The 26013-nt window shown below is 27.8% G+C and carries 19 protein-coding genes; 5 read left to right on the top strand and 14 right to left on the bottom strand.

Annotated elements, in window-relative coordinates; all coding sequences use genetic code 11:
* Positions 1 to 317 precede the first annotated feature (317 nt).
* The 4 genes from I1A51_RS13095 to I1A51_RS13080 all read right to left on the bottom strand — a co-directional run bounded on the left by I1A51_RS13095 (position 318) and on the right by I1A51_RS13080 (position 5102).
* Entirely contained in the window at positions 318 to 1223 is a 906-nt protein-coding gene (locus tag I1A51_RS13095; RefSeq protein WP_196894615.1) for a DMT family transporter, read from the bottom strand.
* 66 nt (positions 1224 to 1289) lie between these two features.
* On the bottom strand, positions 1290 to 1649 hold the full coding sequence (locus tag I1A51_RS13090; RefSeq protein ID WP_196894614.1) for a SpoIIAA family protein: 360 nt from the start codon (positions 1647 to 1649) through the stop codon (positions 1290 to 1292).
* A gap of 203 nt (positions 1650 to 1852) precedes the next feature.
* Positions 1853 to 3664, bottom strand: coding sequence for an endonuclease (locus tag I1A51_RS13085; protein WP_196894612.1), 1812 nt, complete (start codon positions 3662 to 3664; stop codon positions 1853 to 1855).
* A 232-nt stretch (positions 3665 to 3896) separates the two neighbouring features.
* Positions 3897 to 5102, bottom strand: a complete 1206-nt coding sequence (locus I1A51_RS13080; protein ID WP_196894610.1) for an RsmB/NOP family class I SAM-dependent RNA methyltransferase — start codon at positions 5100 to 5102, stop codon at positions 3897 to 3899.
* 336 nt (positions 5103 to 5438) lie between these two features.
* Here I1A51_RS13080 and I1A51_RS13075 point away from each other — a divergent pair, with 336 nt between their 5' ends.
* The 3 genes from I1A51_RS13075 to I1A51_RS13065 all read left to right on the top strand — a co-directional run bounded on the left by I1A51_RS13075 (position 5439) and on the right by I1A51_RS13065 (position 8207).
* A complete protein-coding gene (locus I1A51_RS13075) occupies positions 5439 to 6248 on the top strand; it encodes a helix-turn-helix domain-containing protein (protein ID WP_196894608.1) in 810 nt (269 codons plus the stop codon).
* A 150-nt stretch (positions 6249 to 6398) separates the two neighbouring features.
* Entirely contained in the window at positions 6399 to 7670 is a 1272-nt protein-coding gene (gene glyA / locus I1A51_RS13070; RefSeq protein ID WP_196894606.1) for a serine hydroxymethyltransferase, read from the top strand.
* A gap of 138 nt (positions 7671 to 7808) precedes the next feature.
* Positions 7809 to 8207: a Clp protease/crotonase-like domain-containing protein gene (locus I1A51_RS13065; protein WP_196894604.1), complete on the top strand. Its 399-nt coding sequence runs from the start codon at positions 7809 to 7811 to the stop codon at positions 8205 to 8207.
* Between the two features lie 35 nt (positions 8208 to 8242).
* Here I1A51_RS13065 and I1A51_RS13060 read toward each other — a convergent pair whose 3' ends face one another.
* From I1A51_RS13060 to I1A51_RS13040, 5 genes are all read right to left on the bottom strand, one after another.
* Positions 8243 to 8935 carry a potassium channel family protein gene (locus tag I1A51_RS13060; protein WP_196894602.1) on the bottom strand — a complete coding sequence of 231 codons (693 nt, stop codon included), beginning with the start codon at positions 8933 to 8935 and terminating at the stop codon, positions 8243 to 8245.
* 60 nt (positions 8936 to 8995) lie between these two features.
* On the bottom strand, positions 8996 to 12073 hold the full coding sequence (locus I1A51_RS13055; RefSeq protein ID WP_196894600.1) for an efflux RND transporter permease subunit: 3078 nt from the start codon (positions 12071 to 12073) through the stop codon (positions 8996 to 8998).
* A gap of 10 nt (positions 12074 to 12083) precedes the next feature.
* The gene (locus I1A51_RS13050; protein WP_196894598.1) at positions 12084 to 13169 is read right to left on the bottom strand and encodes an efflux RND transporter periplasmic adaptor subunit; all 1086 of its coding nucleotides are present in this window, start codon (positions 13167 to 13169) and stop codon (positions 12084 to 12086) included.
* An 8-nt stretch (positions 13170 to 13177) separates the two neighbouring features.
* Positions 13178 to 15535, bottom strand: a complete 2358-nt coding sequence (locus I1A51_RS13045; protein WP_196894596.1) for a TolC family protein — start codon at positions 15533 to 15535, stop codon at positions 13178 to 13180.
* Between the two features lie 148 nt (positions 15536 to 15683).
* A complete protein-coding gene (locus I1A51_RS13040) occupies positions 15684 to 16481 on the bottom strand; it encodes an alpha/beta hydrolase (RefSeq protein ID WP_196894594.1) in 798 nt (265 codons plus the stop codon).
* Positions 16482 to 17504: 1023 nt separating this feature from the next.
* On the opposite strand from I1A51_RS13040, the gene I1A51_RS13035 reads away from it, so the two are divergent.
* Positions 17505 to 19451 carry a heavy metal translocating P-type ATPase gene (locus tag I1A51_RS13035; protein ID WP_196894592.1) on the top strand — a complete coding sequence of 649 codons (1947 nt, stop codon included), beginning with the start codon at positions 17505 to 17507 and terminating at the stop codon, positions 19449 to 19451.
* 37 nt (positions 19452 to 19488) lie between these two features.
* On the opposite strand, the gene I1A51_RS13030 is transcribed toward I1A51_RS13035, so the two are convergent.
* From I1A51_RS13030 to smpB, 5 genes are all read right to left on the bottom strand, one after another.
* Positions 19489 to 20304: a lysophospholipid acyltransferase family protein gene (locus tag I1A51_RS13030; protein ID WP_196894590.1), complete on the bottom strand. Its 816-nt coding sequence runs from the start codon at positions 20302 to 20304 to the stop codon at positions 19489 to 19491.
* A gap of 51 nt (positions 20305 to 20355) precedes the next feature.
* Positions 20356 to 20985 (bottom strand): NUDIX hydrolase, encoded by a 630-nt coding sequence (locus tag I1A51_RS13025; RefSeq protein WP_196894588.1) that lies wholly within the window; start codon positions 20983 to 20985, stop codon positions 20356 to 20358.
* Between the two features lies 1 nt (position 20986).
* Complete coding sequence (locus I1A51_RS13020) at positions 20987 to 21598, bottom strand: trimeric intracellular cation channel family protein (protein ID WP_196894586.1); 612 nt, start codon at positions 21596 to 21598, stop codon at positions 20987 to 20989.
* A 96-nt stretch (positions 21599 to 21694) separates the two neighbouring features.
* Positions 21695 to 22600, bottom strand: coding sequence for a geranylgeranylglycerol-phosphate geranylgeranyltransferase (locus tag I1A51_RS13015; RefSeq protein ID WP_196894584.1), 906 nt, complete (start codon positions 22598 to 22600; stop codon positions 21695 to 21697).
* Positions 22597 to 23058, bottom strand: coding sequence for an SsrA-binding protein SmpB (gene smpB, locus I1A51_RS13010; RefSeq protein WP_196894582.1), 462 nt, complete (start codon positions 23056 to 23058; stop codon positions 22597 to 22599). The genes I1A51_RS13015 and smpB overlap by 4 nt, the downstream gene beginning before the upstream one ends.
* A 357-nt stretch (positions 23059 to 23415) precedes the next feature.
* Here smpB and I1A51_RS13005 point away from each other — a divergent pair.
* Positions 23416 to 26013: hypothetical protein (locus tag I1A51_RS13005; RefSeq protein ID WP_196894574.1), on the top strand; the 2598-nt coding region annotated here is incomplete at its 3' end.

Raw genomic sequence — 26013 nt, 5'->3', positions numbered from 1 at the left:
TTTGAGCAAAATTACTATTAAAATCTGAGTTTTAATAGTTGTTCTCTATAATAAAAGAACGATTTTTCGGTATGATAATGATTAGAATGAAGTTTTGAGAAATTATAATTAATGTTTATTTTTTCTTTTACTTATAATAGTAATATGAAGTAAAAATTATTAAAGAAGAAATTTAATTTTAATGAGAAATATTTATAAAATCTCATTTTTATTAAAAATACAATAATTTAAGTTGAATAAAATGCATTTTATTGAAGATAATTTAAATTAGTTTGCTGAAAAGAATCACTTTTAAATTTTAAAATTAAATAAAAATATTAATCAATTTCAGAAGCTATAATTGGTTTCTTTTCTTGTTTTGAAACTAGAATTACACCAAAAATAATAATAATCATGCTGATTAAATTTGTGATTGTAAAATGTTCGCCCAAATAAATGGTTCCTAAAATACTTGTAAAAACAGGAAGTAAATAATAAACAATAGAAGTTTTCACTGGACCAATATATAAAAGAGCTTTGTTCCATAAATAATATCCAGCTAAAGAAGCAAAAATTCCGACATATAGAATTGCTAAAACAGTTTTTGTATCAAAAAGAATTGCTGTTTTATAATGAAGAATTTCAAAGATTAAAAAAGGGATTGTGAAGATATTTCCAAGAATCATTGTATAAAAAATGATAAAATGATTGCTAAGTTCTTTTGGTTTTCTTTTAAAAAAAATGGAATAAATAGAAAAAGAAAATGCTGCGGCTAACATGTATAAATCTCCACTTTTAAATTCTAACATTAAGAGTTTTTCAAAAGAGCCACTTGTGATTAAATAAATTACACCAAAGAAAGTGATGAGAATTCCTAAAATTTCTCTAAAAATGATTTTATGTTTTAAAAAAAGAATAGAAATTAAAACAACAAAAATAGGAGCAGAGGTTTCAATCAAAGACAAATTGATAGCAGAAGTAGTTTGACTAGCTTTGTAAATAAACGTATTTAGAATTGAAACTCCAGTAATTGATAAAATGCTTAAAAAAAAGAAATGTTTTTTTAGTAAAACAAAATTTTTCTTATTGATGATTTTTATGCTGAAAGGTATTAAAACAATTGTTGCAACTACCCAGCGAAAGAAATTTAAAGTAATTGGGGGAATGCTTTCATGTATATCAATTGCAGCAATAAAATTTCCTGCCCAGAAAATTGTTGATACAATCCCAAAGGTATATCCCAAGAAAAATCTTGTTTTAAGTTTTGATTTGTTGACTTTTCTCAAAAGAAAAAGTTGCTAAAAATTCCATTATGAATCGCTTTCTACCCATTTCCATGCATTATTTGCATCTTGTAAATCAAAATGTTTTTCTGAAAAAGAAGTAAAAAAAGAATCAATTATAGAAGATGCTTTTCTTTGAGGTTTATTCGTCAAGTACACAACTTTATTCAATATATTCAGTTCGTTTAAATCAATTTTAAATTTCTGAATGTATCTGTTAATAATTGGATTTGAAGTATTAATTTTTATGAATAAATTCACATGCTTGTGTTTTTTCTCTTTATTCACAATTGCATTCTTAATTCTTAGCAAATCATTATTCGTAATTGCGTGATCAATTTCATAAACAAGAGTGTCTTTGCGGTAGCTATTTATTTGTTTCAACATAGTCAATAAGGTTTAGTTATTTAAAAAGTGATTTAAATTTACAATTATTCGTGAGAGGATTCCGATATATAAATGTAAAATAACTAATTTTTAACAGTCTTACAAATAATTGATAGTCAATATTTTAACTAAATTTTAAGAATAAAAAAAGCAGCTTCGGAAAAGCTGCTTTTAAACGATATATTGAAAGTGAAATCTAGAAATTAATACACGATTAATTTTCTAGATTCTGTAGAAGTATTTGTACTGATTTTCACAATATAAATACCTTTGTTTAAGTTCGAAATTTGGAAATCTTTAGCTTTAGTTTCAAAGGTTTGAATCAAACTTCCACGGATTGAATATACTTGAACTGAAGCTTTAGAAGTATTTTTTAAAGAAACATTAAAATTACCTGATACACTTGGATTAGGATATACAGTAAAAATTTCTTTTGTAATAATTGAATCTTCAACATCTAAAGAACCATCATTTTTTCCAACGATAGAGAAGTTGTCAATTAACCATCTTGTTGGAGTTCCATTTGAATAATATTTGAAAGCGATATAAACTTCACCAGAAATTGTACTAATATCAATATTTTCAAAGATTTCTTCTTTTTCATCACCACTATCAAAAATTGGTAAAGTAACATTAGGAACTGAAGTCCAAGTAAAATCTGCTGGGTTTCCTGCTCCATCATAATTAGAAGAATATACTAATTCTAAAGGAGAATTTCCATATTTATACTTTACTAAGAATCCTAATTTTTCTTCTGTATAATCATTAAAATTAATTTTATTTGTAGTAATTAACCAATCTTTACTAGCAACATCCTCTTGATAACCATTCATTTGATATTGATTTTGGTAACAATACCAATCTTTATCACTTGCTTCATTATAAGCTGTAAAAATGATATTATCACAATCACTAAAATCTTCAGAAGCAATTGAAACAAAATCAGAAGTAGTTGTAAAAGTTTTTGTTTGACTTGCTGTAGATTGATTATCATCAGCATCTTTTGCAACAATAAAAACAGTATAGTTTGTTCCTTCTGTCAAATTATCTAAAGAAACTGTTGTATTTGTTGTGTTTTCTAAAAGAGAACCATTTAAATAAACATCATAACTAACAGGTGTAACTTCTGTAGCTGTATATTCCCAATTTACAGTTGCAGTTGTGTGTGTAATTTCTGAAATGGCAACATTCACAGGAGCAGGGAAGTTTAATCCATTCCCCCAAATCATATTTACATATTCTGGGTGATCAATAAATGGATTTCTATTTCCTTGGAAATTATATCCAGCATTATTTCTATCAATTTCTCTTTGATTTACAGGATCTTGATTATGCCAATCTAATAAAACTGCGATAAACCAATCAGAATAAACTTGATCAGAAGTTCCATTAATCATTGCATGACTCCAGTTTCCTACTTGATCTTCATATCTTGTAGCAAAATAAAGCATACATCTTGCGATATCACCTTTAAATTCGTCGATTGGTTCGAAAACATCTCCAGAATATCCATCTGTAGTATTTGGACCTCTTTTTGAACCATTTTGTGTAGTTAAATTAGGATTTGAAACTTCACCAAAAGGTAAATTTCCTCTAAATCCATTAACTTTTCCATCTGAAGGAACAACATGATGGAAATCGTTTCTCATCGGTGAAGCTTGATTAAAAGTTCCTTGTGGAAATAAATGTTCTCTATTATAACAATCTCCTTCTACTGAATAATTTCCACATTTCTTAACTCCATGATTGTAGTTATATGGATCATTTCCTGTAGGATTTTCAGAATACATATCTAAAAGAGTTCCATCATTTTCATAATAGTTATCTGTATCTCCGTTTTCGTATGCTGAATATAAAGCACCATAACCTTGATCATCATGCCCGTTTGTAATAATATTCTTTAATTGTGTTTTTAAGGTATAACCAGTTCCTGTTGCACTATCATAATATCCATCTGGCGCTTGTGCAAACAAAGAATTAATACCTAAAAAAGATAAAAGTAAAATTCTTTTCATTAGTTTGAAATAAGTATTTGTTAATTGAATTCCAAGCAAAAATAGAAGTAAATTTAGGAAATCAAAAAAAAAGAAATGAAAATATGAGAGATATTGAAATTAATTCAATGTTTTTTGAGTTTATTGTAAAAATTTATTGTTAAAATAAAATGTAAATCATAAAAAAAAAGCATAATACTTAAAGATTATGCTTTTTTTTAATATATTTTGTGTGATATTTACATTAATAGGGTTATTCAGATTTCTCTAATAATGCCATGTAAAATCCGTCGTATCCTTCCGTTGCAGATACTTTTCTATCTTTTACAAATTTAAATTCTGGATGGTTTTCCAAGAATTTTTCCACTTGCTTTTCATTTTCAGAAGGTAGGATAGAACAAGTAGCATATACCATTTTCCCTCCAGGTTTTACCATTTGTGAATATCTATCTAAAATTTCAGCTTGTGTAGCGCGAATTCTATCTAAGAAAGATTCTTCTAATTTCCACTTACTATCTGGGTTTCTTTTAATTACTCCAAATCCACTACAAGGTGCATCAATTAAAACTCTATCCGCTTTTCCTTTTAGTTTTTTAATAGCTTTTGTAGAATCAATTACACGCGTTTCAATATTGTGAGCACCACTTCTTTTTGCACGTTTTTTAAGTTCAGCTAATTTATGTTTGTAAATATCCATTGCAATAATTTGTCCTTTATTTTCAGACAATGCAGCTAAATGAAGAGTTTTTCCACCAGCTCCAGCACAAGTATCTACAATACGCATTCCAGGTTTTACATCTAAATATTCAGCAACCAATTGAGAAGAAGCATCTTGTACTTCAAAATGCCCTTTCTTAAAGATTTCTGTCATAAAAACATTTTTACGTTCTACAAGTTCTAACGCTTGTGGATATTCGTCCAATGTTTTTGTTTGAATATCGATACTATCTAAATCTTTTTGTAAGAAAAGTTTATTTGTTTTTAAAGTATTTGTACGAAGAACAACAGGAGCTTGTTTGTTTAACGCTTTTAATTCTTTTTCCCAACGTTCTACACCTAATTCTTCTACAGCAACTTTATCCATCCATTCTGGAATAGACTCACGGATTGCTCTATTATTTTGAAATTCATTATTTCTTCCACGAATTCTTCTTACAGGTGTATTTTCAAAATATTTCCAATCTGGTAATTGAACTTCATTTAAAACTGCCCAAACTGCAAATATTTTCCAAAGATTTTCACGAGTAAAATGGTTTTTAGTTCCAGCAATTTCATTGTAAAGTCTTTTCCAACGTACAATCTCATAAATTGTTTCTGCAACAAAATGTCTATCTCTTGCTCCCCATCTTTTATCTTTTTTCAAGGCTTTTGATACAACTTGATCAGCATAATAACCTTGATTAAAAATAAGATCTAATGAATCTATAACTGTAAAAACTAAATTTCTGTGTAATCTCATTATTTTTTATTTAGAGCGCAAATTTAGTAAACTAATTTAAAGCATATAATTTTAAACGTACTTAATTTTATGAAAAAATATTTTTATAGATTTTATTTTTCATTTCTATTTTTTCTATGAATTTTGAAATTTTGAAAATCGAATTTCTTCAGAATAATTTGTAGATACTCTTTTTGGTCTATTGTTTGTAAATAGAATTCAAGAGAAAAAATGTTAAACAAAAGCTTGTATAACCAGAATTTACTTGCTTTTGCTTATTTTTAAACTATTGGGAAATGAAACTTTGGGATTATGCTTTATTTGAATAAAATTTCTGATTTGTCTAAAATTTTCGATGTGAAATTGAAGAATAATTCCATGTTTCAATTTTTAGATTTTTCAGATATAAAAATGCTAAAAAATCCAGAAATACAAATCAATTCTAATATTTATGGTGTAATTCTTTCTAAAAATGAATTTCAAGATAAAAAATATGGAAGAAATTATTTTGATTTTCGTTTTGGTTCTCTGATTTTTTTAAATCCAAACCAAGAATTTACCTTAACTTTTTTTGATGAAATGATTCTTTCAAAAAGTAAAGCAATCTTTTTTGAAAAAGAACAAATGGAAGAACTATTTCAATTTCCTTTTTTTAATTACAAACTAGAAGAAGCTCTTCATGTTTCTGAAAATGAATTTAAAATTATAGAAACATATTTTCAGCAAATAAAAGAAGATAAACAACATTTGATTAAATCGCATTTTTCAGATTTAATTAAAAAAATTGAAATTTTCTATGAAAGACAATTTACTACTCGCTCTGATTTTCATAAAGAACATATCGCTCGTTTTCAACAAAGTTTGAGTAATTATTATGACGGAAAGGAGGGAACGATTAATTACATTCCCAATGTACAGTTTTTTGCTACAAAACTTTCTTTCTCTTCTGCTTACTTAAATGAAATTATGAAAAAAGAAATCGATTTAAATGCGCAGGAATTTATTCATAAATATGTGGTAGAAAAAGCGAAAAATAAACTTTTATTTACAGATAATTCTATAACTAAAATTGCAACAGACTTAGGATTTGAATATCCTCAATACTTTATTACGATGTTTACAAATAAAGTAGGAATCTCACCAAAAGAATATCGTAATTTATGTTGATTTCTTTATTTTTGGTTCTCAATAGAATAAAGAAAAAATCTTAAAATATTCCCTTTTTTTGAATTTCTTTTCTGATTTATATCAAGGTATCTTGCATAGATTTTAATATATTTGATGATTATTTTAAAAGCCTTTAAAAATTAAAAAACAATGCAACACGATACAATAATATTTGATTTAATTCAAGACGAAAAAGAAAGACAAATTGAAGGATTAGAATTAATTGCTTCAGAAAATTTTGTAAGTGATCAAGTGATGGCTGCAATGGGTTCTGTTTTAACGAATAAATATGCAGAAGGTTATCCTGATAAAAGATATTATGGAGGATGTGAAGTTGTAGATATCGTTGAGAAAATTGCGATTGATAGAGCAAAAGAACTTTTCGGAGCGGAATATGTAAATGTTCAACCACATTCTGGTTCGCAAGCAAATGCAGCAGTTTATTTAGCGGTTTTAAATCCAGGAGATAAAATTTTAGGTTTTGATCTTTCACATGGTGGACATTTAACACATGGTTCTCCAGTAAATTTTTCAGGAAAATTATATGAAAATGTTTTCTATGGTGTTGATAAAGAAACTGGAAAATTAAACTACGATGAAATCGAAAGAATTGCAAAAGAAGAAAAGCCAAAATTAATTATCGCTGGTGCTTCTGCTTATTCTAGAGATATGAATTTTGAGCGTTTCAGAGAAATTGCAGATGCTGTTGGTGCTATTTTGATGGCGGATATTTCACATCCAGCAGGATTAATTGCAAAAGGATTATTATCAGATCCACTCCCACATTGTCATATTGTAACAACAACTACACATAAAACATTAAGAGGTCCAAGAGGAGGAATCATCATGATTGGTAAAGATTTTGAAAATCCTTTTGGTTTAAAATGGAAAAGCGGAAAATTAAAGAAAATGTCAGCTTTAATTAATTCAGCTGTTTTCCCTGGTTCTCAAGGTGGACCATTAGAGCATGTTATTGCTGCAAAAGCTGTTGCTTTTGGTGAAGCATTAACTGATGAATTCTTACATTATCAAGTTCAAGTGAAGAAAAATGCTGCTGCAATGGCAGAAGCTTTCGTGAAAAGAGGTTATGAATTAATTTCTGGTGGAACAGATAATCACATGGTCTTAATTGATTTAAGAAATAAAAACCTTACTGGGAAACAAGCAGAAGATGCTTTAGTAAATGCAGATATTACTGTAAATAAAAATATGGTTCCATTTGATACTGAGTCTCCAATGATTACTTCTGGAATTCGTGTTGGTGTTGCAGCTGTAACAACGAGAGGTCTGAAAGAAGAAGATATGGAAACGGTTGTTGCTTTAATGGACGAAGTTCTTTCTAATGTGGACAATGAAGAGGTGATTGAAAACGTTTCTAATAAAGTAAACGATTTAATGAGTGATTTACCATTATTTCAATAATTTAAAATAAATAGTTTAAAATAATTTGTTTTTAGAACAAAAATTTTAAATTGCTTTTTATAAATCTAAATAAATCTGGTTTGACATTTTGTTAAGCCAGTTTTTATGTCTAATTTTTTTAATCATATCTATTAAACTATGAAGAAATTTATTTTTACATTATTATTATCTATAATCACTTTAGGTGTAAATGCACAAGAAAAAACAGATTATGAGAAAGATACTAGAAAGCTTGTAGAAATGGTTTACAAAGCTTCTTACGAAAATAAAATTCAAGCAGTAGGGAAGTCCGTAAAGCAAAAATACCATAAAACTTTCTTAGGACAAGGAGAGAGACAAATGCATCTTTTGTTCAATAAATATACAGCTCATTATATGAGATTTATGTCTCATAGTGATATTAAAGCTACAATCTCAAAATTAAAATCTGGAAATACTTCTACACTTTTAGATAAATCAGAAGAAATTCAAGTTTTAGAAAAGAAATTTGAAAAAATGCTTGAAGGAACAGCAGCTAAATATAATTCTGCATCTTAATTCACTTATAGAAAATATACAATTAAAAGTCTGGCTTATTCGTCAGACTTTTTTGTTGGATGTGTATTAACATATTTTCCTACAACAACAGCTGTAATAATTACCATATAAAATTGACCTGATAAACCTAAAAGCATTGTTGCTTTTTGTGCTATTTGTGTAGAAGGAACAATATCTCCATATCCAATTGTCATCAATGTGATAAAACTATAATACAATAAACTTTCTGCGCTTGTTATTACATTATTTTGGGTAATTATGATTGCATCAAATGAATTTGGATTATAAACTTCTAAAATCATAAAAATAAAAAAACCAACTAATCCTAATGAAATATAACCACTCATAATTCCAAGAATTACGTTTTTACTTACCGTTTTAGTATTCCAGATTTGACGAATAATTTCGATGGTAAAAAAAGAATAAATTAAAAGGAAAATTAATAAAGAACTTAATTCATCTCCATTAGAACTTTCATCAAATAAATTATTGATAAAAACAAAAAGAATCAAGAACCATAAACTATACAAGATTTTCGCATTTCTATTTTGACGAATAATTAAATTAATTCCTGATATTAAATTTAGAATAAAGAAAAAAGTAGAAAATCGAGCAACATCAAATGGTGAAAAGAAAAGGGAACTAAATAAACTTAGGACGATAGTGAAAAAATATAATTCATATCGATAATGGTTAAATAGCTGATTTATTGCATGTAATATTTTCATAGATATTTAAAATAAAAAGCACTTCAAATTTACAAAATTTAAAGTGCTTTTTGGTTAAATTTAATCTTCTTTATAATGAACTTTATATAAAATACTATATAAAGATGGAATGAAAACTAAGGTAATGATTGTTCCGAAAAGTAAACCAACCATAATTGTAACTGCCATCGGTTCCCACATTGCTCCACCACCTAAATAAAGTGGAATTAATCCTAAAACAGTTGTAAATGCTGTCAAAAGAATTGGTCGGAATCTTTGTAAACAAGCTTCAACAATTGCTTTTTGTGGTTCTAATCCATTTTTTAATTCAATTTCAATTCGGTCAATGAGGACAATTGCATTATTAATTACAATTCCTGCAAGAGAAATAACTCCTAAAAATGCCATAAATCCAAAAGTTGATCGGAAAATGAAAAGTCCAATTACAACTCCAATAATTCCAAGTGGAATAGTGGTTAAGACCATAAAAGTTTTTCGAAAAGAATTAAATTGAATAATTAATAAGATTAGAATAATAAATCCAGAAAGAGGAAGGTATTTAATTACTGCTCCCATATTTTCAGAAGTATTTTTTGCATCTCCACCTAATTGATAGAAATAATTATTCGGCCAGTTTTTTGCTTGTTCATCTAACCAAGGCGTAACTTCAGACATAATTGCTGCGGTGTTGGCATTTTCAGTAATTTCCGATTGTACATTAATCGTTCTATTTAAATCCAAACGTTTAATTTTTGCATATTGCCATTCTGGAATAATCGAAGCAACTTCTAAAAGTGGTACACTTTTCCCAGAATTTTGAGCATATACACTTAAAGTTTCCAATAATGTAAGTGAAAGTTGTTGTCCTTCATTACTTCGCATAATAATTGGTATCGAAGTATTTTCTTCACGATATTCTCCAGTTTGGTAACCATCTAAAACAGTTTGTAACGAAGTTGCAATATCTTGATTTGTAATTCCTGCTCGTTGCGCTTTGTTCTGATCAATATCAATTACAAACTTTTTACTCTGTGGTCCCCAATCATCTTTTACATTTTTTGTTCCTTGAATAGAACTTAGTTTATCTTTAATTGCTTCTGATATGTTTGCTAATTCATCAGGGTTATCCCCTGAAACTTTAATCTCAATTGGCGTTCCTCCACCACCAGCTCCAAGAGGACCGACTTTAATATCTGCATTAGGATAGGTATAAAAACAATAATGATCTAATTTTTCAATTACATGATTATTATCTAAAAAATTGGAAGTATTGACAAGCATATGTGCATAACTTGAATTTGCTTCGTCTGGAGTATAACCTAAATCATAAGATTCTGGACCTTGACCAACGAAAGAAGACCAATTTAAAACACCTTTTTGTCTTTCTGTATTTACTAGAAGTGAATCAATGATATATTGCTCAATTTCTTGTACAATTTCTTCAGTTCTTTCAATTTTAGTTCCTAAAGGAAGATTAATATCTACGGTGATTAAATTTCGATCACTATCTGGGAAGAAAACAAAAGGAAGTTTTGTAAATCCCCAAATTGAACCGAAAAACAATACTACAATAGCAATGATAATTTTCCATTTGTTTTTAAGAGCAATAATGATGTATGTATTGTAAATTCGTTTTAAATAACTAATAAACTTATCAAAGAAACTTTCTTTTCCATTTTTTTTGATTTTAATAAACATATAACAGAAAAGAGCAACAACAGAAAGAGCGACTATCCAAGAAGAAAGTAGGGCAATTGTAATTACAACGAAAATTGGTCCTACAATATCTCCCATAGTTGATTCTGCTAAGAAAAAGGAAAGAAAAGCTGCTGAGGTTGTAAGTGTAGAAATTAAAAGTGGAACTAATAATTCTGAACTTGAAGAAACTGCTGCTTCTTTGGCGGACATTCCTTCTTCCATTTTAACAATGATGGATTCACTAACAACAATAGCATTATCCACCATCATTCCCAGAGCCATGATGAGCGCAGCGAGCGTAACCTGATTTAATCCAACATTAATAACACCCATAATCATCAAAGTCATGATTGTTACAATTGGAATTAAACTTGCAATGATAATTCCTGTTCTAAATCCAAGGAAAATCAGCATTACAGCCAAAACAATAATAATTGATTGTACAAGATTACTCATGAAATCGTCAATTTTGTTTTGAATGTAATAATCGATAGAAGCGATTCTTTTTAATTCCAAACCAATTGGTAAGAATTCCATGTTTTTATCAATTAATTCATTGATACTTTCTCCAAGCTGAATGACATTTGCTCCAGATTTTAGAGAAACATGAAGTGAAATAGCATTTTTTCCATCTACTGTTACAATTTGACTAGCAGGATCAATATAACCTCTAGAAATTTTTGTAATATCTTCCAAGTTTACTACCACAGAACCATCACCAACAGGAACTAAAGTTTTTTTAATATCATTTATAGAATTAAAATTTCCAGTTGGTTCTAAAATAATTCTTTCATCTTCTACATTAATTTCACCACCAGAACTCAAAATATTTGTGCTTTGAATAATATTTTGAAGAATACTAGAAGTTAAACCATATTCTTTTAGCTTTGCATTATCAAATTCGATAAAAACTCGTTCATCTTGTACACCTCCAAGTTCTACTTTTGCAGCATCTGGAAGTTTGATTAATTCATCTCGAATATCATCTGCAAAATCTTTCATTTCAGCATAAGAAATTCCATCACTAATTAAACCCAAACTAATTCCATAAACAACTCCTACATCATCATCTTTTAATTGCGGTTGTACATTTTGTGGAATATTATCTAAATCTGCTAATTTTCTTCGAAGTCGATCCCAAACAGCTTGTAATTTATCTGGTTTTACTTCATCTTTTAAAGTAACAGAAACTACAGAAAGTCCTGTTCTTGATGTACTTGAAACTTCTTTTAATTCTGGAAGTTCTTGTGCAACTTTTTCAATTTTATCTGTAACTAATTCTTCAACTCTTTCTGGACTAGCTCCTGGAAAAGACGAAACAACTGTTGCAACTCGAACTGTGTATGGAGGCATACTATCTCTAGAAAGAGATTGGTATAAAACAAGCCCCATAATGATAATGGTGAAAAGAATCGTAAACGTGATTCTATTTCTATCTATAGAGAATTTTGTAATGTTCATAAGCGAAAGTTTAATCTAAAAGAACTTTTTGTCCGTTCAACAATGATTGTAATCCAGCAGTTGCTATTTTATCTCCAAATTGTAAACCGTTTTCTACTTCAAAACCTTCGGCAGTTAATTCTCCAATTTGAATGTATTTTTTTTCAGCAATTCCAGTTTTCTCATCTGTTGATTTAATAAGAAAAACAAAATTTCCTTCACCATCTTTTCCGACAGCATTAATTGGAACAACTAAAACATTTCTATCTGTATTTGTTTCAAAATCAAAACTAACTTTTGCAACCATTCCTGAGCGAATATCATTTATTGGATCTAGGATTTTCACTTTAATTGGATATGTTGAGGTATTTTGATCAATTGCTGGTGTAATTTGTGAAACCACACCTTTAAAAACTAAACCTTCAAGAGAGGGGAAGGTGATTGTCACTTCCATATTCATTTGTATCTTATTAATTACATTTTCAGGAATTCCTAATCGAACTTCCATATCTCCACCTGCATTTAAAACCGCAATTAATTGTCCTGTACTTACTGTTTCATCTTTTTCTGCATCTTCTGAAATAATTGTTCCATCAAAAGGTGCATAAATAGAAGCATAACTAATTTGCTTTTTTTGAATATCAACACTTCTTAATGCAGATTGATAATTTGCTTTTGCACTTGCATAACTATTTTTTGCATTTTCATAATCACTTAAAGAATTTGTTCCTTTTTCATATAAAGTTCTCGTTCTATCTAAAGTAGATTGCATCGTATTTAATTGCGATTGCGCACTATTTAAAGAAGCTAAAGATTGCTCATAACTTAATGTTGTTTCTGCATTATCAAGTTTTGCTAAAAGTTCTCCTTCTTTTACTTTTTGCCCAGATTTTAAATTGTAATAGGTGATAATTCCTGGAATACGAAAACTTAAATTCACTTCTTTATTATTTCTAGCAACACCATCAAATGTTCTAGTTCTTTCTCCTCCAATAAATCCAACTTCTGTATATTTTACTGGACGAACTCGAATTTCTTCTTTTGTATTTTCTTTGCTTCCACATGAAACTAAAAAGCTAAAAAAACTACATAATATGATTATAAATGATTTTTTCATGTTGTGTCTTATTTATTTAAATACTCTTCAATTCTTTGAAATAATGCATTATTTTCTTCTTTAGAATGCAATAAAATATAATAGCTAATCAATCTTTCTAATTGAATAGAACTTAGTAAATAATTATATGTTGCATTTGCATTTGCTTGTTGTGCTTGAATATAATTTTGTTGTGCATCGATTAAAGTTGCAATTGGAATTGCTCCATTTGAATAGGCAATTTGATTTAATTCTAAGTTTTCTCTTGCAGAATTTAAAGCAACTTTTGTCAATTCAATATTTGCAATTTGATTGATAATATCTGTAACAACATTGTTTACATTTTGATGAATTACTAAAACTACATTATCACGATTTAAACCTAATTGTTCAATCTGAATCTTTGTTCTTTGTCGATTTAAATTTCGTTGTGTTCTATCAAAAATCGGTAGTGAAACATTAACTCCAACATTGTAATTATTTGTTGGTTGTGCAAAACCTTGAGGAGCAATAGAACCTTTTCCACTTCTATCAATATTGTAATTATATTGTGCTTGTAATCCAATAGTTGGAAGAAATTTTGATCTTTGATACAAATTTGCTGTTTTTTCAGAAGCTTTAATATTATAATTTAAAGATTTTAATTCAGGCGCATTATTAATTGCTTCTTCAACTAAAAAATCTACAAATTTTTGACGAGTTTCAGGAAAATCTAAAATAGTTTCTAATTGTTTGTATTCATAAGTTTTAAAAAGACCTTTTCCAAAATCTGCATCTGAAATATCTAACTTCGTTTCAATTGGTAAGTTTAATTCTTGATTTAAATTGAAAACAGCTTGCTTTAATGTATTTTGTGAAGTAATTAAATTTAATGTACTTGTTGCAATCTGACTTTGCCAACGAAGAACATCAGTTTTACTACTTTGTCCTGCATTGTAATTTTGTTCTGCAATTTCTAAGTTTTTTCTAGTTAATTTTAAATTTTCATTATCAATATTTACATTTTTTCTAGCAATTAATACATTAAAATAAGCAGAGCTTGCATTAAAAACTGCGTCTAATTCAGATGTATTATACGTTTCTTTTTGTGCTTTTAATAAATATTTTTGAATTGTAATTCCAGCAGTTGCTTCCTCAGAATATATAACTTGATCTAAAGTAAAAGCACCATTTGTATTATATTCTGGATTTTGTCCATTAGAAGCTTCTGCAAGTTTTGGATCCAGATATACAGAACTAGCAGATGCAGATGCTTTTGGAAAATAATTTGAAATTGCTAAATCAACTTCTTTATCTTGAATTTCCACATCTTTTTCGCTTGCTCTTAAAGTTAAGTTTTCTTGAAGAACTCTTTGCATAATTGAAAGAAGATTGAATTTTTCGCCATTTTCAAAAGCGTCCAATTCTCCATATAAATTAGCTTTTGCTAGTGTTGTATATTTTAAAGACAAATTTATTTTGGAAGCTGTTTCTACATTAATTGTTGGTTCCGTATTAATATTTAGAAAAACAGGAAGTTCTGAAGGATCTGTTCCATTTACAATTGCTTCCACATCTAAAGATAATCTTCTATAGATTTGATCAATATTTTCTTCAGTTGAATCTGCCATTAAAATTCCATGTTGAATGCTATTTTTCCCAATAGAAGCAAAGGAAGGAAGTTTTCTTTCTATCAATAAATTAGAAATATCTTCAATTTCTTCATCCGATAAATAAAATCCTCCGGTTAAATAAACAGCATCAATTTCTTGATTATTTTCAATTTGGTTTTCAATATCTTCTGCTGTAGAAAAAGGCATTAAAACATAATTTGCATCTTTATCTTTAAAATAATCATCTAAAACTTTTCGAATCGGAAGAATATCTGCAACTTCTCTTTCTACAAAAATTGCAACTTTTTTAAATGGAAATACTTCATGAAAAGCACTTAAATCGCGACTATAAGATTGAGGAAGAATTAAATAAGTTAAATTATGAATTCCAGAAGTTTCTCTTTTTTCTTCAATATCAATGAAATCTTGATTTACCATTCCAAAGACAATCGTTGGTTTTACATAATCATCTTTTAAATAGAGATAATAATTGTTGATTAATCCAGAAGCTATAATAATATCCACTTCCGGATTATTTACAAGGCTATTATAATTTTTTTCCGCCTTGTTCCAATCAAAATTGTTGGATAAACTATATTTTTCATTAAACACAATCGTAGCATCATTTCCAACGACGGATTTAACTTCTTTTTCAAAATTTCTTAAATGTTCTTGTGTGTCGGGAGTGATTGTGTCGTTAAGAAATCCAATGGTATAAGATTTCTTACTTTGTGCATTTGCAGAATAAATAAAGCTCAAAATGAGAGCAATATAAATGAAAGCGATTTTGTTCATTTTAAATGATTTCATTAGTTCTCTTATAAAACTAATAAAATTTTCCGCTACTTATTTATATTTAAAATGTTAATTTTTAATGAGATAAAAGAGAAATATAAATAATAAGAATTCTATTTTTTAATTAATTATGTAAATAAAAAAATAACTAATAGTTTAAATTTGTTTTCAAAAAGCTGCTAATTTTTGTAATTGCTAATTGATTATTTTTATTATTCCAAGAAGAATTTTTTGAAAAAATTGCTCCTTCATACATATCTAGTTTCACATCAACGCCAGATTTATTAAATCGTTGGTAATATTTTAAAAAACTCATATTTCCAACTTTTTTAAAATTAGCTTGAATTAAAGTAGGAGGAAACCCAATTTCGAAATTTTCATTTAAACAAGATTTTACGATTAAATCGCAATTTGGCGCACATAAAATCATCGCTCCAGGAATTCCCATTCCTTCATTTCTCATTTTTAAAACTGCCGCAGTTGCAATTCCTCCACCAAAATTATTTCCATAGATTCCGATGTTATCTAAATGATATCCTTGTTTTAATAAAAATTTGAAAGTATTTAAAACCTTATCAATTGTAGCATCTTGCTTATTGTTTTCATAATCAATACATATAACTCTTAAACCTGTATTGTAAGAAATTGGAACAGCATTTTTTAAAGAGCTAAAAACATTTTGATCGCCATGTAAATAAATTAAAACTTTTTGAGAATCATTTAATTTCCTTGGCTTGATATCTAAAGCTTTTGTATTATTATAATAAATCGCATGAATTTCTGGATCGTAATAATCCAACATATCTTTTTCTAAGCGAATATCTTTGTGGATATAATTCTCCTTATATATAATACGACAAGGAATATTTTTAAATGCAGTATAATTTACATCATCCGAATGATCCTTTTCATTTGATGAAATTAGAGTGTTCGTTCTAGACGTCATCACAATAATTTTGTCTGACGATGTTTGACAACCAAATAGCACAATGGCGACAAGGCTGATTAGTAAGGTATTTTTCACTTTCATTTTCATTGCTTTTAAGTTTTGTAGGTTACTGTAAACCTAAAAGGTTGATTTTTTATGCTATAGGAGAATAATATAATTTTCAAGTCGATTATTCCTGTTGCTAAATTTTTTCTAACTTGTTAAGAACCATGTTAATAAGTTTTTTAAAAAAACTTTTTCTATCACATTGAAATTACAAAAAATATTAATATAATATATTGTAAATCAGTTTTTTAACGTGTTAAATCTTTTCTTTTTTTCTTTTTTTGATTTCAATAATTATTAAAAATCACTTCTCAAATAATAAAATATCAAAACATTAATAAAATAATTAGATTATTTATAGTCAATTAGTTAAAAATAAAAAGAATGCATTTTTATTGTAAATTTTAACTAATAAGATTAAAATATTCATAATTATGTTAAATAGAATTTTATTTAGCTTCAAAAGAATTATGAAATATTTAAGAAAAGGAGGTAAGATTTGAAGAAGTTATTAACAAATAAAAAAGCTGCTTTGGAAAAAGCAGCTTTAAAAAAACTTACATCTAAAATAATAAAGTTATTGTCCAATTTTATAAAACTGTAGGATTCTAATAAAATTGTCACTTTAAAAAATTACTCTGATGCAAATATATACTTTTTTGTTTAAAAAAATACGTTTAGATTAAAAATGTTACGATAAAAACTGATAAAAAGTTAATGTTTATTATTTAACTAAAAATAAAATTAAGTTAATTCACTTATTTCTAGTTAATTTCTTAAATTTTTGAAGAATTGATAGAAAAATAAATAAAATTATTTTAACAAATTTTAACACATACTATAATTTAAATAATATGATAAAATAACTGTATTTAATAGGAAATCTGGCACCGATTTGAACTATAACGTAAAAATATCAAAAATATTTTTCAAAAAAGAAGTAAATTAGATAATAATCTTAAAAAAAAATCAGAAATGTCTGAAAGTATAAAACAATCAAAGAATTTACTTAAAGAATATATTGAACCTGTTTTTTCAGTTATATGTGGGATTTTTCTCTTCATTAGTTTTCTGATTGAAAAAATTAAAGGAGTAAGTATTGTAACGTTAACACTTTATATAATTTCCTATTTTTTTGGAGCTTATTTTATTTTTATAGAATCCGTTGAAAAACTGAGAAAAAAGAAATTTGAAATCGATTTCTTGATGATTGTTGCAGCAATTGGCGCTGCTATTCTTGGAGATTGGACAGAAGGAGCTTTGCTTTTATTTCTGTTTAGTTTAGGACATTCTTTAGAACATTACGCTTTGCATAAAGCTAAAAATACAATTACAAAACTTGGAAATTTACTTCCTAAAACTGCTATTTTAAAAGTTTCAGATTCTAAGAGAAAAAAAGTTTCTGTGTCAGATTTAAAATTAAATGATATCATTATTGTGAATCCAGATTCTAAAATTCCAATTGATGGTGTTGTGGTTTTTGGAACAAGTGCTGTAAATCAATCTACAATTACTGGGGAAAGTATTCCTGTGGAAAAAGAAGCATATGTTGGTTCGAAAGAAATTTTGTTTTCTGATTTAGATGCGAAAAATAAAGTTTTTGGAGGAACCATTAATGAAGATGGTGTTTTAGAAGTGAAAGTTTTAAAAGCTTATAAGGATACAGTTTTACAAAAAATGATTTATTTAGTGCAAGAAGCAAATGCTAAAAAATCTAAAACGCAGATTTTATCAAAGAAAATTGAAAAAATATTCGTACCAATAGTTTTGGTTTTAGTGTTTTTATTATGTTTTGCTTTTTTAGTTACACATGAAACTCCTTCGGAAAGTTTTTATCGAGCAATGTCTGTTTTGATTGCTTCTAGTCCTTGTGCTTTAGCGATTTCTACACCAAGTGCAGTTTTAAGTGGAATTGCCAGAGCTGCAAAGAATAGTGTTTTAATTAAAGGTGGAAGAGCTTTAGAAATTTTAGCATCCATAAATACGATTGCTTTTGATAAAACAGGAACAATAACTTATGGAAAACCTGTTGTTTCAGATGTTTTTTCTTTTCATAATTATTCGGAAGAAGAGATTTTACAATTGGTTTTTAATTTAGAAGAAGTCAGTAAACATCCTTTATCTAAAGCGATTCATAAAGAAATTCAACATAGAAAAATTACGAATAAATCTTTCGGATTTAAAAATATTGAACAAGTAAAAGGTGTTGGATTAAAAGCTTTTTGGAATGAAAAAGAAATTATTTTTGGTAAACAATCTATTTTAAAAAAACAACATGAGGATTTCACAAAAAAATTAAAACAATTAAATAAAGAAGGAAAAACAGTTTCAGTTTTGGTTTATGATGCTAAATGTATTGGAATTATTGCTTTTAAAGATTTGCCAAGAAAAACAGCCAAAAAAACAATACAACGTTTAGAGAAACATAAAATTCATTCTATTTATATTTTAACTGGAGATGCGCAATTGGTTGGAGAAGAAGTTGCAAAAGAAATTGGTGTAAAAAATATAAAAGGAGATTTGTTTCCTGAAGGAAAAGTTTTAGAAATTAATGCTTTAATTAAAGAAGGAAAAAAAGTTGCAATGGTTGGTGATGGTGTAAATGATGCTCCAGCAATGGCAGCAAGTCATATCGGAATTGCGATGGGAACTGCTGGTTCGGAAGTTGCCTTAGAAACTGCTGAAGTTGCTTTACTTTCAGATAAAATTCAAAAATTACCATTTGTTATTTCTTTAAGTCAAAAAGCAAAACAAATAATTCTTCAGAATTTAATTGTAAGTATTTCAGTAGTTTTAATTTTAATTCCTTTAGCTATGTTTGGAATTACTGGAATTGGAGAAACAGTTTTAATTCATGAAGGATCTACTGTGATTGTTGTATTTAATGCTTTGCGTTTATTAGCTTTTAAAGATAAAACATAAAAAAACCTCTGATTTTTCAGAGGCTTATTTTATTCTATTAATTCCAGAAATTTCTTTTCTTATTTAATTCTTCTTCCTGTTTTTTGAATTTTTCTAATTCTTCTACAGGAATTACTTTTAAGAAAGAAGGATGTTGCTCAATTGCAAATTCAATTTTCTTTACAATATCATCAATTGATTCATTTTCATAATCAATTTCCATTGGTTTTTTAATTACCATTGATTGTAAAACACCTCTTTTTTTAATCAATAAACCTTTTTTATCAAATGATCTTCTAAATCCATCAATTACAATTGGAATTACAATAGGTTTATGTGTTTTAATAATATGTGCTGTTCCTCTACGAATTGGATTAAATGGTTTTGTTGTTCCTTGTGGGAAAGTAATTACCCAACCATCGTCAAGTGCTTTTTTAATATTTGAAATATCCGACATTTTTACTTGTCTTTTCACATCTTTTCCAGCACTTCTCCAAGTTCTATCAATAGAAACAGATCCTGTATAAGCAAATATTTTTGGTAGCAATCCTGCTTTCATTGTCTCTTTTGCAGCAACGTAGTAAACATTTAATTTTGGATGCCAAATATATCCTACGTTTTTTAGAGAATCTACTCGTCCTTTTAACGAAGCATTAAATACGTGTAACATTGCAGCAACATCAGCGAAATAAGTTTGATGATTTGCGACAAAAAGAACATTATTGTGAGGTAAATCTCTAATAATTTCAGATCCTTCAATCTGTAATTTGTTGAATCCGTGATATCTTCTGTGAGAAACAATCCCTAAAACACGAATTAAAATCTTTTTTATAAATAGTATATGACCAAAAGGATTTCTTTTAAATAAAGTCATGTATGTTTCGATTCTTTTATGATTCAGTCTGCAAATTTACAAAAGAAATATCTATTTAAGGAATTTTATAAGATATTTGATTTCATTTAACATCATTGCTGTAGCTCCCCAGATGATATATTCTCCTAGTTTAAAACAAGGTACACTCATTTTTCCAGCATATTTTACTTCAATAATTTCATTTGTAAATAATTTTGAATCTAATAAATCTTTTACTTTTAATTCAATTGTTTTTACAACTTCATGATTATTGTGAAATTTTGGCTGTTTTTCAACATAACCTAAAAAAGGACTTACATAAAAATTACTTGGAGGAATATAAACTTTTGAAAGCTTTTTTACGATTTCAATTTCTTGAATTCCGACTTCTTCAAATGTTTCTCTTAAAGCAGTTTCTTTACTATTTTTATCTTCTTTATCTCTTTTTCCTCCAGGAAAACTAATTTGATTAGAATGTGTTCCATTATAAGAAGCGCGAAGTGTCAATAAAATACACGTTTCATTTTTTTCATTTGGATAAAAAAGTGCTAAAACTGCTGCTTTTTTTGCTTTTGTAAAATCGATTTTAGAATAATCAATTTTCAATCTTGTAGCAGGAGTCATTTCTAAAAAAGGCTTTTCAGGATGTAATTCTGCTTCTTTAATTTGTGAAGTTTTAGCTAAGAATTCATTAAATAACATATTATTTCTTTTTGTAAAATGTAGGTAAAGATAAATGATATTTTACAGCAACAATACGAATTGTAATGACAATAAAAATAGTTACTAAATAATTTATAATATATGGATGTTCGTAGGTTTTAAGAAGAAAATAAACACTTCCTCCAATAATACTTGCTGTAGCATAAATTTCTTTTCGAAAAATAATAGGTGTTTCATTACAAAGTAAATCTCGAACAATTCCACCAAAAGAAGCTGACATTGTTCCTAGAGCAATACAAACTATTGGAGATAATTTTGCATCAAATCCAAGTTTTACACCAATAATCGTAAACATTCCTAAACCAATTGCATCAAAAAGAAAAAAGGAGCGACTAAATCTACCAATGGATTTTCGAAAAATAATTGCAACGATTGTAGAAATAATTACAACATAAATGTAATTAACATTATGAATCCAACCAATTGGATTTCGATCAATTAAAACATCGCGAATTGTTCCGCCTCCAAGTGCAGTAACAAAAGCAATAATAAAAACACCAAAAGGATCAAATCTTTTTTCAATAGCAAACAAAGCTCCTGAAATTGCAAAAGTTGACGTTCCTAAAATTTCTAAAACTTCAAAAAAATCCATGTTTTAGTTCTGATTTATTTTAAAATATTTTACGATTCAAAAAGATACTATTTAAAAAATAGCGAGCAAAATTAATTAAAATTTTCTCTGTTTGTTTTAAAATAGAAACTTAAAAGTAAATAAAGTAGAAATGATTCCAAGAAGTAAAACCAATTTTGTGTATAAACTGATTTTTTTATAATGTATTTTTTTTTCTGCAACAGCAGTTTTATACATGATAAAAAGAATAGGAATAATAATCGCAACAGTAAAAAATATAGAAATTTCTAGGATATGCTCAAAAGTTTGAAATCCTAAACTTGTTGCTAGATAAAGAGAAATTCCACCAAAAAATAGAGAAATATATTGTGTTCTTTTTCTTCCTAAAACAATTGGAAGTGTGTTTGCGTTTATTTTATAATCTCCATTAATATCTTCAATATCTTTAATGATTTCACGAAAAATATTCAATGAAAAAACCAACAAAGTATATTCTAAAAAAAGCATAAAGATTTTATTTGAAGGATGGAAATGAATTTTTTCAAAAATAGGAATCATCAAAACGCTAAAAGCTAAAATAAAAGCAATTAATAAATTTCCAATAAAAAGTGTTTTTTTTAGAGTTTTAGAATAGAAATAAAGAGCTAAAATAATTCCAATAAAAAAGAAAGAATAAGCAATTTTATCAATTTTAAAACTTAAAATAATTCCAGAAATTAATCCAATACTATTTAAAAAAAAATACAATTGAAAAATTCTTTTTTTTGAAAAATAAGAAGTGATAATTGTCTTTTTAGGTTTATTAATTTTATCCGTTTCAACATCAAAATAATCATTGATTATATTTCCAGCTGCTGCAATACATATTGTTGCAATAATTAATAAACTAAATAAAAATGGAGGTAGAAAAGAAATTTTAGAAGTAGAGCTTTCTAATCCAATTTTAAAAAATATTTGCATTACAATCAAAAGGGCGATGTTCTTCCATCGAATAAATGAAAGGAATGCAAATATGTTTTTCATCGATTAAAATTTTTCTTAATTCTTGCTAAATCTCTTTTGTTATCACGATCTTTCATCGTTTCACGTTTATCGTGTAATTTTTTACCACGACATAAAGCGATATCTAATTTAGCCCATCCTTTTTCAGTGACAAATAAACGAAGTGGAACAATCGTTAAACCTACATTTTGCAGTTCTTTCTGAAGTTTTTTTAGCTCTTTTTTATTCAATAAAAGTTTTCTTTCACTTTTTGGTCTGTGATTGTAAACATTTCCATACATATATTCTTCGATATACATATTGATAACGAATAATTCACCTCGGTCATTAAATTCACAAAAACTTTCCGTAATACGAGCTTTACTTTCTCGAATAGATTTTATTTCTGTTCCAGTAAGTTTGATTCCAGCGGTATATTTATCCAAGATTTCATATTGAAATCTAGCCTTTTTGTTCTGTATGTTTATATTCTTTTGCATATGCTGCAAATATAACTAAGTTCCTCAAAACTTTGGTAAAACTACTCGAATTTAAATCGTTGTTTTTTCTAAAAATTCTAAGATTAATTAAAATTACCTTATATAAATGTAAGTTTTTGTTGTTTTTTAGCTCTTATTTTATAAAATACAAGTTGAATTTATATTTATATAATAGGTTGTTTTGCAAATGTTTAAAGATGTTTTTAAATTCAAAAAATATTGATTGATTAATTTATGAATACCCATTGCCGTTTTCTTAAAAATATAATTACATTTGAACTTTTGTGACTATATTTTTAGCAAATTGATAATTTATACCATTTAAATAATGTTTTATTAAAGGAAATCAAAAAATTCATGAAGCACAATTATTTAGTTTTAGTACTCTTTTTTTTAATTAAAGCAACTTTGTATGCGCAAGAGCCAACGGATGCAGAGAATGCAATCACTGTTTGTGGAGATTTAAATATGTCTTTAAATTCCAACGGAACAGGTATCAATGATTTTTCAAATCCCAATAATTTTCCTCCCGACTGTGGTTTTACTGAAAGTCAAAGTCTTTGGATTAAAGTTGTTATAAATACAGGAGGAACTTTAGGTTTTACCTTAACTTCAAACAACGGAACGGATGATTACGATTTTGCAGTTTACGGACCAAACGTAACATTTGATAATCTCGGAAGCCCAATCCGATGTTCCGCGACAAATCCACAAGCAGCAGGAGTTCCAGCATTGACAGGAATGAACGGAACAGAAACAGATACTTCTGAAGGTCCTGGAGCAGCAGGAAATGGATTTGTTCAATGGCTTACAGTAACTTCTGGAGAAGAATATTATTTACTTTTAGATAACTGGAATCAACAAGATGGAGCAACTTTAGAATGGACAGGAACTGCTACATTTCCAGATTCTCCAAACTTTTTAAATCCTTTAAATATTTCTTATGATCAAGAAAAGTGTGATACAGATGGATTGTTGAATAATTCAACTGAATTTGATTTAACTTTACATGAATCTACTTTTGTTGGAACACAAGCGAATGTTGCAGTTACTTATCATCAAACTTTAGATGATGCACAAATTGGTGATAATGCAATTTCAAATCCTACGACATACGAAAATCTTACAAGTCCACAAACAATTTATGTTCGAATGGAAAATACGATTATGGGATGTTTTAGTGTACATGAATTTCAGCTAGAAATTGAGGGCGAAATTGCTTTTACACCTGAAGATTTTGTTATTTGTGGAGATGGTGATTTTACAGAATTTAATTTGTCAGAATATACAACAGAACTTGCCAATTCTGTGACTTTTGATAATGCATCTTATTTTTTATCAGAAGCAGATGCTCTAAACAATTCAAATCCTCTTGCAAATTTTTATACAAATATTTCTAATCCTCAAACAATTTGGGTAAAATTAGATGCAAATAGTGGTTCTTGTTCAGGAATTAAACCTTTTGATTTGGTTGTAAATGAAAATCCTGAAGCAAATACACCGCTTGACTTGGAAACTTGTATGCAAGAAGGAGTTTTTCAATATACTTTTGATTTAACTTTTCAAAATGATGCTATAAATTCTGAGCCAAATACAGAAATTACTTATTTTGATAATCTTGGAAATGAAATTACAGACCCAGTAAATTATACAGTAACTTCAAGTCAAATTATTAATTTTTCGGTTGAAAATACTATTACAAATTGTAGATCTGTTGGAAGTTTTAATATTATCATTTTAGATGCTCCAACAATTGCAGATGCTCCAAATATTTTGGCTTGTGATTATAATGAAGATGGTGTAAATACATGGAATCTAACAGAATTTGAAGCAATTCTTACGGATGGTGGAAATTTTGCAATTAAATATTATGAGACTTTAGCAGATATTTCTACAGATAATTTTATAATTAATCCTTCTGTTTATATTTCTGGAAATGCTGAAATTTTCTATGTTTTATCAAATGCAGCAGCAGAATGCGATGTTACAGATAGCTTTTTCTTAATTTTAAATGAAATTCCTCAAATTGAAGATTCTTATAGTTATGATGAATGCGTAACTGTAGAAACGACAATTGTTCCTTTTGATTTACAAAGTTTTATTGAAGGAGAACTTTCTCTTCCTACAGGTACTGTTGTGGGAGGTTTTTACCAATCTTATGATGCTAGTTTACCAGATAATGAATTCCCACTTTCTGATCCAATCTTAGATACAAGTAACTATGTTTCTTCTGGTGAAACAATTTATTTTAGTGTTATAGATACAGCAACTGGTTGTTGGTCTATCGCTTCTTTATTTTTAAATATTCAATTAATTCCTCAAATCAATGATGATATTTCTCACTATGAAATTTGTGATGATGATTATAATGGTTTTGCATTGTTTAATCTAACTATTAAAGAAACAGAAATTTTACAACCTACAGAATTTGCAGAGTTTGCAACTGTAAAATATTATAATTCTGAAGCAGATGCTTTAAGTGATACTAATGAAATTACAGGAACAGATATTGTAAATTACCAAAATGCAACTGAAAATGTACATCAGGTTTGGGTTAGTGTAAGTTATGATGATAGTGAATGTTATGAATATACAAGTTTCTACGTAATTGTTCACCCAAAACCACTAATCAATTCAGTGAGCAACATCGAGATGTGTGATGATGGAGATGGAGCCGTAACTTTTGATCTTACAAATGGCGCTACAACAGCAGAGATTTTAAATGGTCAAAACGGAATTTCAATCACATATTTTACAGATTTAAACGAAGCAAATCAAGCAGTGATTGATGAAGTTGGCGGAAACACAGGTTCTTTTGCATACATTGCAGCACCTGATGCTTTTGAAAACACAATCACACCGATTCAAACAATTTATGCAGTGCTTAAAAATGATGTTACAGGATGTGGAACTGTAACGCCATTCAACATTGAAGTTTTACCACAACCAACACTT

Origin of the sequence: Aureivirga marina, from assembly GCF_015767265.1 — a bacterium.
GTDB classification, from domain to species: Bacteria; Bacteroidota; Bacteroidia; order Flavobacteriales; family Flavobacteriaceae; genus Aureivirga; species Aureivirga marina.
This window is presented reverse-complemented; position numbering and strand designations above follow the sequence as displayed.